Source organism: Neobacillus driksii (genome assembly GCF_013409995.1).
GTDB lineage: Bacteria > Bacillota > Bacilli > Bacillales > Cytobacillaceae > Neobacillus > Neobacillus driksii.
This window is the reverse complement of sequence record NZ_JACCBX010000001.1, coordinates 676,274-690,396: the sequence shown is the minus strand read 5'-3', so window position 1 is coordinate 690,396 and position 14,123 is coordinate 676,274. Positions and strand designations below refer to the sequence as shown.

The window sequence follows — 14,123 nt, the reverse complement described above, 5'->3', positions numbered from 1 at the left end:
CTCACCCCTTTCCGCCAAAAAGTCCCTGTGGCTTAACGATTAACACAACGGCCATTAAAAGCATATTTACTGCTAAAGATAATTCCGGTACAAAATACGCCATGAACGAACCAGACAAACCCACCAAAATAGCGGCCATAACAGACCCAGTGAAATTTCCCATCCCGCCAATAACAACCACAATAAAAGCTAAAATTGCAAATTCCATCCCCATTCCGGCGTGAATGACTCCGGAATAAGGTCCAAAAAGTACTCCGCCTAATGCAGCCATTCCAGAACCAATCATAAAAACAAACATAAATACTTTCTTAATATTAATGCCCAACGCCTGAACCATTTCCTTATTCATAACTCCAGCCCGGACTACCAGACCAATTTTCGTATTTTTAAGCAAGAATTGTACGCCTGCAAAAACGAGCAGCCCAACAACGATGATAAATACTCGATATTTAATGATAATCATGTCGCCAATTTCCCAGCTGCCTCTCAAATATTCAGGAGGGTTGGCTGTTAATTGATTTGGTCCCCATATGACTTTTAACATTTCTGATAGAACCAGCATTAAGCCAAGTGTGATTAAAATTTGCTGAACGTGATTGCCGTAAACAGGCTTAATAATCCACTTTTCAGTGATAATCCCCAGTAAAAAACCGGTTAGAATGGCACCAATGATACCAAAAAGAAAGCTCCCTGTCGTAGTATAAATCCAGATCCCGCTATAAGCGCCCCAAGCAAACAATCCGCCATGAGCAAAGTTAAGCACATCCATTAGTCCAAAAATCAACGTCAATCCTGCTGCTAACAAGAAAATCAGCATGCCTGTTGCAAGTCCATTTAATGTCAAATTGAACAATAGCTCCATTCAACCCTTTCCTCCTTCCCTAAGCAATCCCCAAGTACTTTCGTTTCATTTCCTCATCTTCTTTTAACTGTTTCATGGGTCCGGTGCTTACCGTTCTTCCATCATCGATAATATAAAAACAATCGCCGATGGTACTGGCCATCATGAAATTTTGTTCCACTAAGACGATCGTGGTTTGGTCCTTCATTTGAAGGATCGATTCCATTACCTTCTCGACAACAATAGGGGCCAACCCCTTACTAGGCTCATCAATTAATAACAATTGGTTATCATTTACATAGGCTCTGGCGATAGAAAGCATTTGTTTTTGACCGCCGCTCAATAAGCCGCCTGGTTTTTTCCAAAACTTTTTTAAGTCAGGAAACAAATTTAAGATATAATCGAGCCGCTTATGTGTTTCTTCATTTTCTTTTTGAATGGCTACTTTCATATTCTCTTCGACTGTTAACCCAGCAAAAATACCTTGGTCTTCCGGAACATATCCTATTCCCTTTTGGGCTATGGTATAGGTCGGTAAGGACTGGATTTCTTCTCCTTTAAAAACAATACTTCCTTTCGAAGCTGGATTTAGACCCATAATGGTCCGTAATGTTGTCGTTTTTCCGGCGCCATTTCTTCCGAGCAGTACTGTTACCTCACCTTTTTTCACTTCAAGAGTAACACCTTGTAAAATATGATACTGTCCAATATACGTTTCGATATTATTAATCTTCAGTAGCTCGCTCACACGCTGACACCTCCTAAATAGGCAGATTGGACCGTTTCATTTTTCATAATTTCTTCAGGTGTTCCGTCCGCCAACAGCCTGCCATTAAATAACACCATGACAGAATCTGATAAGTCTAAAATCATATCCATCTTGTGCTCTATTAAAATAATGGTTCGATTCCCTTGTTCTTTTATTCTTTTGATCACTTCTAATATCGCAGGAACATCCTCTAAAGACATACCTGCCGTCGGTTCATCTAATAAAAGGACCTCGGTTTCAAGTGCAAGCAGCATAGCCATTTCGAGCTTTCTTTTTTCTCCATGTGCCAAATTGATGGCAAATGAGTCGACTTTATCGTCTAAAAGCACCAGCCTTAGCCACTCTAGGGCCTTTTCTTCAAATTCACGATATTTTTTATAGTGGAATAGCATTTGATAGCGAACTCCGGCATTAGATTGAACGGCAAGCCTTACATTTTCAAGGACAGTTAGATTAGGAAATACATTAGTAATTTGAAAAGAACGTCCGATTCCTTCTCTCGTTCGCTTCGTTGAAGAAAGTTTTGTGATATCCTTTCCCCGAAAATATATTTTTCCATTCGTAGGGTTCAATTGACCGCTTAAAAGATTAAAGAATGTTGTTTTTCCGGCGCCATTTGGTCCAATAATAGATTTAAAGTGTTTTTCCGGAACTGAAATGCTGACGGAATCCACTGCAGTATGTCCCCCAAAGGTTATCGATAAATTGTCTGTTTCGATTAAGGTTGTCATGCTTTCACCACCGATCTTGTAGATAGAAATAAGGAAGAGGGTGACCAAAAACAACAGGTCTAACCCTCATATTTTTAAAAACACACCTTTTTAATTACGTACTGGAGGTGCGGTTTCTTCTGGTGTTAGTTCTCGCATTAACACAGGGACTGGGTAAGGTACGCCGTCTTTCTTTTCGAGTTTGATGGCGTATAGTGCTTGAAGGGCCTGGTGATCGTCTGCGCGATAGGTCATTTTTCCTTTTGGTGTTTCGAAGCTCATGCCTTCCATTGTTTCAATAAGTTTATCTGCGTCGGCATCGCCTTCGGTTTTCTTCAATGCTTCAACAATTGAAATCGCTGCACTCATTCCGCCTGGCGTAAATAAGTCAGGGACATCTCCGTTGAATCGTTTCTTATGTTCAGTTACGAGCCAATCATTAATTTTATTTTTAGGAAGATCATGATAATAAACAGTAAAGCCTTCCATGCCAACTAGCGGTTCCATAGTAGCCAAAGCTGCAATATCCGGAGCACCTGTTGAAATTTTGATGCCCTTGTCTTGAACCTTCATATCAGAAATTTGCTTCCAAGGAGAGTTTGCACCCGCCCACACAACAAATAAATAATCAGGCTTTGCGTCAATAATTTTTTGAATGTTGGATGTAAAGTCAGTAGCAGCAGGGTCTGCATACTCTTCTAATACAATATCTGCACCAAGTTTTTCAGCTGCTTCTTTAAAGGCTGCAACTCCGTCACGACCGAACGAATAATCAGGAGCAAGGGTAGCAATTTTTACACCTTTATCAGCAATTGCAGCTGCTCCCGCAACGGCATCCTGTGAAGAATTTCGCGCTGAACGGAAAATGTACTTATTAAATTCTGAGCCTGTAATACTATCGGCAGCAGCAGGTTCAACTATCATTATCTTTTGATATTCTTCAGCAAGCGGCAGGACCGCTAATGTATCTGCAGAGCTGGATGATCCAACTAAGAAGTCCACTTCATCTTCTTCTAAAAGCTTGGTTGCTTTTTGGACAGCCACTTCTGGCTTTGTTTCTGTATCCTCAACCACAAACTCAATTTTTCTTCCGGCAACTTCCATTGTTCCTTCCGTTGCATAATCAAGTCCAAGCTCAAAACCTCTTAACGTTTGTTTACCATAGGATTCTAAGGCACCAGTTGTTGAGGCAAGGACACCAATTTTAATTGGCTCCTTTTTCTCGGCCTTTTCTCCCTTACCACTTGTATCTCCCTCAGTTTTGTCTGAGCTGCATGCTGTAGCAAAGATCATGATAAAAATAAGAAATCCTAACAAAACCCCTTTTCCACGAAAAGCCTTCACTTCTTTTCCCCCTTATAATTTAAAAATAAAAACATGCAAAGCTTTGAGTTAATAATAGAAAAGTAGAGTTACAGAGAAGTTACAAGGCAAGGAATGCACCCTCGGGAGGTCAGACTAAGACAAAAAAACAGCCCTGCATTAAGGCTGCTCGATTGGATCAATATATTTTTCTGATTCAAGTATCATGTCGTGCATTTGTGTTGTGGGCTCTAGAGGAGAAACTCCAAGCTCTTCTTCTAATATCACCTTGCATTTTTGATACCATTTCATTGCCTGTGGACGATTGTTTTTACGATAAAAACAATACATTAACAATCGATAGGCTTCTTCCCACGTGCGGTCTCGCTTTAGTATTTTTTCACACCAATAGATAGCATGATCATATTTCTCTTGACGGACCATAATTTGAGCGATTCTTTCAGCAGCTCGTAAGAAATAGACTAACATACTCTCTCGTTTACTAATACACCAATCATCATATCTTCGTTCTGGCAGGTATTCCCCTTGATAAAGTTTTAAGCCTTTTTCCAAAAGAGATATCACCTTCTCTTGGGATGTTTCATTTAGCCCATTCTGAATCAATATCTGAAATTGAGTTGTATCCAGTTCAATTTTTGCATGAGGATTTAATCCATAAAACAACCCTTCTCTGATAATAAAAAAAGGGGCTGCCCTGGCCTTCCGCATTGGCTCTAGAACATGATGAAGACTATTTAAGGCAACTTTAAAATCACGGTCTGCATTTTTAGTATCTTGATTTGGCCAAAGAATTTGGAATATCTCTTCTTTGGAAATCAGTTCGTTAACGGTAATAAAGAGCTGAAACAGCTCTTTGCCTTTTTCGCGCTGCCAATCTTTTTCAGCTACTTCCTTATCCCCAAGCCAAATTTTAAATTGTCCCAGTGTTTGAACTCTGATCGAATAGCCAGGATGTGAATCCAATCCAGTAATCCCCATATCCTGAAGGATTTTCACCGCATATGACCTTTGAATATTCCCTTTTGCACACTGTATTAAGAACGGAACAACCATTTGTAAATCCCTTGGGCTAAATAATGACACATTATGGAAAAAGAACTCAAATTCATGGGTTTGAATCATATATAAAAACTTATCGATTGACTGCCTAAACATATCTTCTTCTTTTTTTAGAAAGTAACTATAGGCGAGCCAGAAACTGGATAACATTTGTCCAAAAGAATCCTCGCACTGATAAAATAATTCCCTAGTTTTTTCTAAGTAATCTAGTCCATTTTCTAGTCTCTCGTTATAAATACAAGTAATCCCCATACACAGGCTGATAAGAGCGGAAAGCCAGATATCCTGTACCTTTTCCGTCTCTAGCAATGCTTTTTTTCCGGCGTCTAGGGCACGCTCGTATTCTCCCCTAGTTCCATACAGGATACAAAGCCCCATTAAAGGTTCGGCTTTTCCCCTTTCTACATTAAGCGTATCCATAATACCCAAAGCGGTATGGTAGCACTGCTCAGCCAAATCGGAGTCATATTTATTAAGAATTTGGACTGCATGCCCCATCCGAATCCAGCCGCATGCCTCCACAAAGGGTGCTTTTAAACTAATACCTTGTTGAATGCCTGCCTGCGCTAAGTCCTTTGCATTCAATCCTTCGCCCATAAAGGCTTCGATTAAGGACAATAGCAGATCTGTTTCTCTATGTGACTTCGGAAGAGCAGAACCATTTTTACCCGACAATTCTACCTTTTGGTTGTACAAAACCTTTTTTGCTTCCTCAAACCGGCCTGTTCTTAAATACAATCTTGCTTCAATATTTCCATCTAATATAGACGGGCTGGATTCTTTAGCCTTTTGCAGCCATTTTTCCGCGTTGGTTGATTTTCCAGCATTCAGAAGATTTTCAGAGAGCAAATAATATAGCTTCGCTTTTTCCGCTTCTGGACTATTACTTTTTTCTCTTGCTTCAATCGCTTCATACAATAATGTTTCGGCTTGATGAGGCTGGATGGTATCTAAATAAATCTTTGCTTTTCCCTCTAACGCCCTACTCATCCCGAGATAATCATTCCTCTTCCCGGCCTCAAAGTAAGTTTTATCATAACATTTCTCTGCCTCTTGATATTGGGAGCGATATCTCTGGACCTCTGCTTTAAGAAACCAGAGAAGATAGTAGGTATCCATCTCATGAACAGGAACCAACATTAAATGATCAGACAGGCTTTTTAGCTTCCCGCCCTCAAGCATGTTAACACCCTGGTCCTGTAAAATGGATGCGATTGCTTTATAATGATTGATTTTTTTATAGTGATAGAGAGCCTCTTCCCACAAGGACTTTTTTTCATAGAATCTTGCACATTTCTCATGCAGCGCCGAATAGGCAGAGGGGTTATTTTTCAGGAAAGCGTTTTCTAAAAACTCCTTAAAAAGCGCATGGTAGCGATAATGCTTTAATCCAATCTTTTGGATAAACAAATTTCTTTCCTTTAATTGCTCGAGCATGTTAGAAGCGCCATGAATTCCAATTACTTCATCGCAAAGTTCTTCTTCCATTACATCTAAAATGGATGTTTGCTCCAAAAATTGCTGAATGATTGGCGGCTGTTTTGAAAAGACTTCCATTACTAAGTAGTCGAATAAGTCCTGAAGTGAATAAGTAGAGTGTTCAAAGTGTGCGGAGATATCTCCAGTAAGTGGGATCTGCTGTGCAATCATACACAATGCGATAATCCAGCCTTCTGTTATTTGATAGATACTTTGTAAGTGTGTGGGTTCTATTTCCAGTCCATAAAGGTCGGTTAATAATAATTCCATTTCTTCTATAGTGAGAACTAAATCTTCTCGGGTTATTTCTAGTAACTTCCCGTTAATCCTCATTTTCGTTAAATGCTTCCAGTTAGGTCGACTTCTGCTTGAGATCACTAAATGTAAATTAGCCGGAATATGCTGTAGTAATTTTTCAATCCAGCTGTTGATCGTGTAGGAATGATCAATTTGATGATAGTCATCCAAAATTAACGTGATATCAGAATCAACTTCTAGTATTTCATTTATAAACAAGGTGCATAAATAACTCAAATCTTCTTCCCGTATGTACCGCTCCATAGTTTCGATATGTTTTGCAATTTCCTGGCCAAAATCAGGAACCAAACCTCTAATCGAATGAATGATATAGGAAAGGAATGGAAGGATGTCGTCATCCATGGATGAAATGGAGTACCAGCAGCCCGGGATTTTTTCATCCCTCATAAACAAAGCGAGTGCCGTACTTTTTCCAAAACCGGCACCCGAATGAATAATGGTCAAAGGGTACTCAGGTATTTTCTTCATTTTCCTAGTAAGAGTGGCACGTCTAATAAATTCATCTTTAATAACGGGGATTCGCAGTTTTGTTTGTATAATAGGCAGCTTCATTTATAATCCTCCTTTCTATTTTTTTAATTTTTAGTTTATTTTATCATATAATTAGCCCAAATGGCAGAAATAGGTTTTTCTAGAATTACCAAATCTCATTCTTCATAAATCATTTTTTTCGTCATACCGCCATCTACAACTAGATTAATTCCCGTTACAAAATTATTTTCTCTTGCTGTTAAATACAAACATGCCCTTGTAATGTCATCCGGCTTACCAACGCGTTTAGAAAAATGCTGATTATGATCAACGTCTGTTAATTGTGAGTAGTCACCAGTGTGAATCCAACCGGGCGATATCGCATTTACAGTAATCCTGTCATTGCTTAGAGAGGAGGCTAAAGCATGCGTGATTGCCACAATTCCTCCCTTTGTTGCTGCATATCCCTCAGAATTTGGTTCAGACATGAGCGCTCGAGTCGAAGCAATGTTAACAATGGATCCTCCTTCTTGATTCTCACGCATATACTTTGCACCCTCACGTGAGCAGAGAAAGACACTTCTCAAATTGGTTTGGATAATATCATCCCATTCCTCCACAGTTACTTCATACAGTGATTTAAATAACCCTTTGCCGGCATTATTGATTAACACATCTATCCTACCGTAAGTCTTTTTTGCAGTTTCCATAAGGTTAATAATATCTTCTTCTTTTTTAACATCTGTTTTCACAAAAAGTATATCTGACCCCATTTTTTTAAATTCAGATTCTGTCTGTTTACCTGCAGTTTCATCCACATCAGCAATCAAAACTTTTGCCCCATTTTCGGCATAAGCAGCTGCAATGCCACGCCCAATTCCTTTTGCTGCCCCGGTTACAACGACTACCTTATTAATAAAATCCATGCAAATCCACCTCTTCAATCTGGTTTACATGTAGTTTAACTTATAAAGTGAATTAATTGGAAATAAAGTGGCGATTTTTTCTATGTAACAAAAATCAATTTCAAGAAAAACTAAGGAAACATCTAAGAAAAGGAGAAAGGAATATGCCGGAAAAGTGCTTCTATTGTGTCAATGAAATCGAGGAAAAGCAACATCACTATGTTACTTTTTTAAGCTCAAATAACGAAAGAGATGAAATTCTTTGTGATGAGTGTTATGAGGAGTGGTTGCAAGGAGTAAAAGGGTAGTATTAATTTAACTAATAATTAAAGGGCCGATTCTTCTCGGCCCTAATTTGCTGTGCAATTATTAACTGTGAATATACTGCTTCCTGTATAGTCTATGCTAAGTAGTTTAGCTGTCATTTCAGGAAAAGTGGATTGAATGGATTGTTCAAGTGATAGACCTTTTCCTTTTTCACAAAAACATAAAACAGTTGGACCAGCACCACTTAAGGCAACACCGAATGCTCCTTCAGACTTAGCGAAGTTTTCTACATCACCGTAAAAAGGAATCAATGGTTTCCTATAGGGCTGATGGAAAAGGTCTTTTTCCATCATTTTACCTGCTAACTCCCAGTTTTGACTAAGAAGTGCTGCAACTAACACATTTGAAATAGACGAAGATTGAATCGCATTCGAATACGAAAATTCTGTCGGCAGGACACCACGGGAATCCTTCGTTAATAAGCTTTCTTTGGGGATTACAGCAACCATTTCAAAAGAAACGTCTGTAATAGGGATAATATCCACCTCACCTTGCTGATAACTGCCGATGACAAGACCCCCATATAAAGATGCACCGACGTTATCTGGATGACCCTCTATCTCTGTTGAGAGCAATAACTTATCTTGTTTTGTTAATCCTAACTCACCGATGTAATCAGCAAGCTCAATTCCAGCAATAATAGCTGAAGCACTTGAACCGAGACCGCGTGCCAATGGAATGTCACTCTCAAGCTTTATTTTACAAGGGTGCAATTCCTTGCAATACTTTGCTGCTGTTTGCAGAGCAATTTGGCAGATAAAATGCTGTTCATCTGATGGGAGATCCTTTAATTCCTCGGCTGTGGAATAGAATTCCCACTTCTCACTTTTCTCTACTTCTAACGTTAAATAAAGTGTTAGTGCGACACCGATTGAATCAAAGCCTGGGCCAAGATTAGCAGAACTCGCTGGAACTTTAATTACAAATTTCGAATCATTTAGTGTCATACGGTGACAACTCCCTTAATATGCTGTGTCACGGCAAGCTCGTCATTTGGCAATTTTTCCACATCTACCAAGCTGCTTTGAATAGCAGTATCCGGGTCTTTTAAGCCATTTCCGGTAAGAACAGCGACGATTTTTGAACCTTTTTCAACCTTGCCTTTTTGTAAGGACTTCATCACTCCAGCGATAGACGCACATGATGCTGGTTCAGCAAAGATTCCTTCAGAGGAGGCAATTTTTTTATAGGCGGCTATGATTTCATCATCACTGACTTCATCAAATAGACCATTGGATTCTTCGACTGCAGAAACAGCTAGATCCCAGCTGGCAGGATTTCCAATTCGTATCGCTGTTGCAATCGTTTCTGGATTTTCAAACACGGTATTATGAACAAGTGCTGATGCTCCTGCTGCTTCAAATCCGTACATTTTCGGCAGTCTCGTCCCCTTGTGGGCTGCGTATTCTTTAAACCCTTTCCAATAAGCACTAATGTTACCCGCGTTTCCAACAGGTATCGCTAGTATATCGGGTGCAACCCCTAGTTGATCGCATACTTCAAACGCCGCAGTTTTTTGTCCCTCTAAACGGAATGGATTAACAGAATTAACCAAAGTGATTGGTTCTTCCTCACTAATATTACGAACCATTTGTAAGGCTTGGTCAAAATTTCCTTCGATTGAGATAATTTCAGCTCCATACATCATCGCTTGTGCAAGCTTTCCTAAGGCAATTTTACCTTCAGGAATCACAATAATACAGCGTAAACCTGCACGTGCTGCATATGCAGCGGCTGCGGCAGAAGTATTTCCGGTAGAAGCACAGATAACGGTTTTACTGCCGAATTCAACTGCCTTTGCTACAGCCATAACCATTCCGCGGTCTTTAAAGGAACCGGTCGGATTTGCTCCTTCAAGTTTAACGTAAAGCTCAACATCCAATTCCTTTGAAAGACGCTCTAACTTTACTAACGGGGTATTCCCTTCATTTAATGTTAAACCAGGTGTTTCATGACTCACTGGTAAAAATTCTTTATAAGCCTCAATCAATCCTGGCCATCTCATATTGATTTTCTCACCACTCTGTATGCACTTTTAACTTCTTTAACGGCAGGTAAATCATTTAATTCATAAAGGATTGCATCATAATTTGTGAGTGATGCTTTATGTGTCACTAAGACAATTTCAGATGTTTCGTTTTTCTTCACTGGAAGCTGTAGTATTTTCTCAAAGCTGACACCATACTTCGCAAAAATAGAGGTAAGTTCAGCAAATACACCAACCTCATCCTGTACATGGATTCGTAAGAAGTATTTAGAGTACTTTTCATTATCATCCTTTAAGCGCTTAGGATACTGTGGTGTAACAGCACTGCGTCCATTTACTCCGAGTCTTAAATTTTTCATTACTCCGACTAAATCTGAAACAACAGCTGTCGCAGTTGGCAGGCTTCCTGCTCCCGGTCCATAGAACATGGTTTCACCAACAGCTTCGCCGTACACATAAACAGCGTTATACTCGTTTTGAACCGCTGCCAATGGATGATTGTCAGATAAAAATGTAGGCTGTACACTTACTTCTACTTTTTCCCCTTCACGGTGAGCATATCCTAATAGTTTCATTGTATAGCCTAACTGTTTACCATATCGTAAATCTTCTTCTGTGATGTTGGATATTCCTTTAACCTGTACATCATCAAGCTCTATATTCATCGAAAATCCTAATGTCGCTAAAATAGTCATTTTACGGGCCGCATCTAACCCCTCAACGTCTGATGTTGGGTCAGCTTCTGCAAATCCCAGCTCTTGTGCCTCTTTCAAAACATCTTCATAATTTAACCCATCTTGGCTCATTTTTGTTAAAATAAAATTAGTAGTTCCATTTACAATACCCATCATTTGCGTAATCCGATCAGAGGCGAGACCATCAACCAGCCCTCTTAATATTGGAATACCTCCAGCTACACTGGCTTCATAAAACAAATCACAGCCGTTTTCAGAAGCAACAGTTAACAATTCTGATCCGTGAAGGGCCATTAAATCTTTGTTTGCCGTTACAACATGCTTTCCTTGACGGAGGGCACTAAGCAAATATTCCTTTGTTTCCTTGACCCCGCCCATCACTTCAATCACAACATCTATTTCAGGATCATGCAGGATATCTGATGGAGTAGACGTTAACAACGCTGGATCCACTTCAGACGGTCTTGTTTTATGTATATTTTGGACCAGGATTTTCTTGATGACAACAGGACAACCGACCTGGTGCATTAATTTATCTTGGTGATTTTTGATAATTTTTACAACCCCTGAACCAACTGTTCCTAAACCGAGTAACCCAATTTGGATTGCTTTCATTATTGAACCCTCCCGCTTTGTCTCCTACATACGTACAATTGTCTATATATAGTAGACATTATATTATTCTCTCAATATATTTACAATAGACTAATTTTTTTAAAAATTCAATGTAATCGCTTACTGCTGTACCAGTATTGGCCTCGCTTTTTAATAAAAATTTTTAAATTTGAATAATCGAAAAATTATTTTTTTTAACCCTTTACAATATTAAAGGTCTCCATGTAGAATATTCTTTAAATTCAGGTAAATACTCAAATTAAAAGTGATGATGAAGACGGCATTAAGAGAATGCTTCAGAGAGCCGGTGGCTGCTGTGAACCGGTGCAATTTCTTAAACTTTCGCCCAGCCCTTCTGAACTGGCAGACTGAAATTCAGTAGGAATGCCCGGGATACCCGTTAACCGATTGAGGCTGCTGTTAAGCAGCAAACGAGGGTGGCACCACGTAGATCACGTCCCTCATAACAAGACAAATCTGTCCTGTTATGGGGGGCTTTTTATTTATTAAGGCTGTGTTAATACAAACTTTTGCTTTTAGAACCTGTTGATTGGAGCGGAAGGCGCTCGACTCCTGCGGGATGAACGAGCTGAGTGAGACCCCGCAGGTCGGAATGACCGAGGAGGCTCACGGGCGAGCCCGCGGAAAGCGTAGCGCCTCGTGACAGGCATAAACCGCCTGTCCCTGCGATGATTATTCGAAGAAGCTTTCCTTAGTGGAGCGCAAATCAACAGCCCAGTTTAACACAGCCATTCATTATTAAATTAGAAATGAGAGGATGAGTTAGAAATGTTTAAGGTACTTGTAACTGATGGCATTAGTGATACTGGTTTAAAAAGTTTGTTTGACCACCCTAATTTTATTGTAGAGCGTCAGCCTACATTAAAGTTCGAAGAGCTAAAGAATATTATTGGAGATTACGAGGCTTTAATTGTACGGAGCCAGACAAAAGTAAGTGCAGAACTGCTTCAATATGCTGACAAGCTTAAGGTAATTGCTAGAGCCGGTGTAGGGGTAGATAATATCGATGTGAATGCTGCAACAGGGAAAGGAATCATCGTCATAAATGCTCCTGGTGCCAACACGATTGCTGCAACAGAACATACCCTAGCGATGATGCTCTCTATGGCAAGGATGATTCCTCAAGCTCACAAAAAGACAGTTGGAGGAGAATGGGATCGAAATTCTTTCAAGGGAGTAGAATTATACAAAAAAACGCTTGGTGTCATTGGCATGGGTAAAATCGGAACGGAAGTAGCGAAGCGTGCGAAGAGCTTTGGCATGAATATCTTAGGTTACGATCCTTATTTAACAGAGGAAAGAGCCGAGAAACTTGGAATGAAAAAAGCTAGTCTTGATTTAATCGCTCGTGAGTCAGATTTCATTACCATTCACACACCACTTACAAATGATACAAAAGGTTTAGTGAACGATGAATACTTAAGCAAGACAAAAAAGGGAGTACGATTTATCAACGTCGCACGAGGCGGAATTATTGATGAAAAGGCGTTGGTACGGGCGATTCAAGCAGGCCACGTGGCAGGTGCAGCACTCGATGTTTTTGAAAAGGAACCAGTTGCCGACCCAGCATTGCTGGATAATCCAAATATTATTGTGACCCCGCATTTAGGGGCTTCTACTGTAGAAGCACAGGAAAAAGTTGCACAAGAGGTTAGTGAAGAAATTATTGAAATCCTTGAAACGCAGTCCATCCGCAATGCGGTGAATATGCCGCAAATGTCAGGTGAAACGCAGCAAAAAATGCAGCCATACTTATTGCTTGGAGAACATGTAGGGCAGCTGGTAGTTCAACTATTAAAACATGCTCCTTCTAAAATCGAAATTAATTATTATGGAGATTTAATTGAAGAAGATACAGAACTATTAACTCGAACCATGATTAAAGGAATTCTTTCCTATCATTTAAGTGACTCAGTTAATTTGATTAATGCTCTTCATCTTTTAAAGGAGCAAGGTGTTTCCTATAATGTGCAAAAAAATGCCTCTAATAAAGGTTTCGCCAATTATATGGAGCTATCTATTACAAAAGGCTCTGAAACAGCTAAAATAGGTGCGACAGTCTTAAACGGCTATGGTGCCAGAATCGTAAAAATCAACGATTATCGTATTGATGTAAGACCTGAAAGCCATCTCTTACTTGTCAAACATCAGGACGTGCCTGGTATGATTGGTAAAGTTGGATCTCTTCTTGGGGACTATCAGATCAATATCGGAACGATGCAAGTAGGCAGAACCACTGTTGGCGGAGAAGCGATCATGGTGTTGACACTTGATAAGCAGCTTACTCCAGAGGTGATCCGCGCCCTTACACTCATTAATGGTTTAAACGAAGCACAATCTTTAGAGTTAGATAATGTTGATTCATTTTATCCAGGAAGACTTGAGTTAGAGAAAATTAAATAACTAATTGATGATGACCAAATCTGTTATGGATTTGGTCTTTTATTTTTTGAGGGTTGAGGCTGAGGAGTGGTTCTAAAGGCTATTCTTGCCCGTTGCAAGTAGGCAGGGAGGTTAAACGGTAACGAATACGAGCTATTCGTGCCCGTACTAACTGAAAAGGGCGATTCAACTGTAACGAATAGACGCTCATCTCGCTCGTT

The 14,123-nt window shown here is 39.8% G+C and carries 10 protein-coding genes and 1 other annotated feature; of the genes, 1 reads left to right on the top strand and 9 read right to left on the bottom strand.

Annotation, left to right across the window (positions count from 1 at the left end):
• Position 1 precedes the first annotated feature (1 nt).
• The 9 genes from F4694_RS03140 to F4694_RS03100 all read right to left on the bottom strand — a co-directional run bounded on the left by F4694_RS03140 (position 2) and on the right by F4694_RS03100 (position 11,499).
• Positions 2-862 (bottom strand): branched-chain amino acid ABC transporter permease, encoded by an 861-nt coding sequence (locus F4694_RS03140; protein ID WP_179595429.1) that lies wholly within the window; start codon positions 860-862, stop codon positions 2-4.
• A gap of 19 nt (positions 863-881) precedes the next feature.
• Positions 882-1,589 (bottom strand): ABC transporter ATP-binding protein, encoded by a 708-nt coding sequence (locus F4694_RS03135; RefSeq protein ID WP_179595428.1) that lies wholly within the window; start codon positions 1,587-1,589, stop codon positions 882-884.
• Positions 1,586-2,341 (bottom strand): ABC transporter ATP-binding protein, encoded by a 756-nt coding sequence (locus F4694_RS03130; RefSeq protein ID WP_179595427.1) that lies wholly within the window; start codon positions 2,339-2,341, stop codon positions 1,586-1,588. Before F4694_RS03130 ends, F4694_RS03135 begins: the two co-directional genes overlap by 4 nt.
• Before the next feature lie 90 nt (positions 2,342-2,431).
• Positions 2,432-3,613, bottom strand: coding sequence for a substrate-binding domain-containing protein (locus tag F4694_RS03125; protein WP_179595475.1), 1,182 nt, complete (start codon positions 3,611-3,613; stop codon positions 2,432-2,434).
• Positions 3,614-3,802: 189 nt separating this feature from the next.
• Positions 3,803-7,051, bottom strand: a complete 3,249-nt coding sequence (locus F4694_RS03120) for a BTAD domain-containing putative transcriptional regulator (RefSeq protein WP_179595426.1) — start codon at positions 7,049-7,051, stop codon at positions 3,803-3,805.
• 95 nt (positions 7,052-7,146) lie between these two features.
• Positions 7,147-7,896: a glucose 1-dehydrogenase gene (locus tag F4694_RS03115; protein WP_179595425.1), complete on the bottom strand. Its 750-nt coding sequence runs from the start codon at positions 7,894-7,896 to the stop codon at positions 7,147-7,149.
• Between the two features lie 329 nt (positions 7,897-8,225).
• Positions 8,226-9,149: a homoserine kinase gene (gene thrB, locus F4694_RS03110; RefSeq protein WP_179595424.1), complete on the bottom strand. Its 924-nt coding sequence runs from the start codon at positions 9,147-9,149 to the stop codon at positions 8,226-8,228.
• Positions 9,146-10,207, bottom strand: a complete 1,062-nt coding sequence (gene thrC, locus F4694_RS03105) for a threonine synthase (protein ID WP_179595423.1) — start codon at positions 10,205-10,207, stop codon at positions 9,146-9,148. Before thrC ends, thrB begins: the two co-directional genes overlap by 4 nt.
• Entirely contained in the window at positions 10,204-11,499 is a 1,296-nt protein-coding gene (locus tag F4694_RS03100) for a homoserine dehydrogenase (protein ID WP_179595422.1), read from the bottom strand. The genes thrC and F4694_RS03100 overlap by 4 nt, the downstream gene beginning before the upstream one ends.
• A gap of 259 nt (positions 11,500-11,758) precedes the next feature.
• Positions 11,759-11,964 (top strand) — a binding site (T-box leader).
• A 324-nt stretch (positions 11,965-12,288) separates the two neighbouring features.
• Between F4694_RS03100 and serA the strand changes: the two genes are divergently transcribed.
• Positions 12,289-13,923, top strand: coding sequence for a phosphoglycerate dehydrogenase (gene serA, locus F4694_RS03095; RefSeq protein WP_179595421.1), 1,635 nt, complete (start codon positions 12,289-12,291; stop codon positions 13,921-13,923).
• Positions 13,924-14,123 lie beyond the last annotated feature (200 nt).

Bases quoted from the DNA above. Each gene is read 5' to 3' on its own strand.
- F4694_RS03140 (WP_179595429.1), bottom strand. From the start codon at position 862: ATGGAGCTATTGTTCAATTTGACATTAAATGGACTTGCAACAGGCATG.
- F4694_RS03130 (WP_179595427.1), bottom strand. From the start codon at position 2,341: ATGACAACCTTAATCGAAACAGACAATTTATCGATAACCTTTGGGGGA.
- F4694_RS03125 (WP_179595475.1), bottom strand. From the start codon at position 3,613: ATGATCTTTGCTACAGCATGCAGCTCAGACAAAACTGAGGGAGATACA.
- F4694_RS03120 (WP_179595426.1), bottom strand. From the start codon at position 7,051: ATGAAGCTGCCTATTATACAAACAAAACTGCGAATCCCCGTTATTAAA.
- F4694_RS03115 (WP_179595425.1), bottom strand. From the start codon at position 7,896: ATGGATTTTATTAATAAGGTAGTCGTTGTAACCGGGGCAGCAAAAGGA.
- thrB (WP_179595424.1), bottom strand. From the start codon at position 9,149: ATGACACTAAATGATTCGAAATTTGTAATTAAAGTTCCAGCGAGTTCT.
- thrC (WP_179595423.1), bottom strand. From the start codon at position 10,207: ATGAGATGGCCAGGATTGATTGAGGCTTATAAAGAATTTTTACCAGTG.
- F4694_RS03100 (WP_179595422.1), bottom strand. From the start codon at position 11,499: ATGAAAGCAATCCAAATTGGGTTACTCGGTTTAGGAACAGTTGGTTCA.
- serA (WP_179595421.1), top strand. From the start codon at position 12,289: ATGTTTAAGGTACTTGTAACTGATGGCATTAGTGATACTGGTTTAAAA.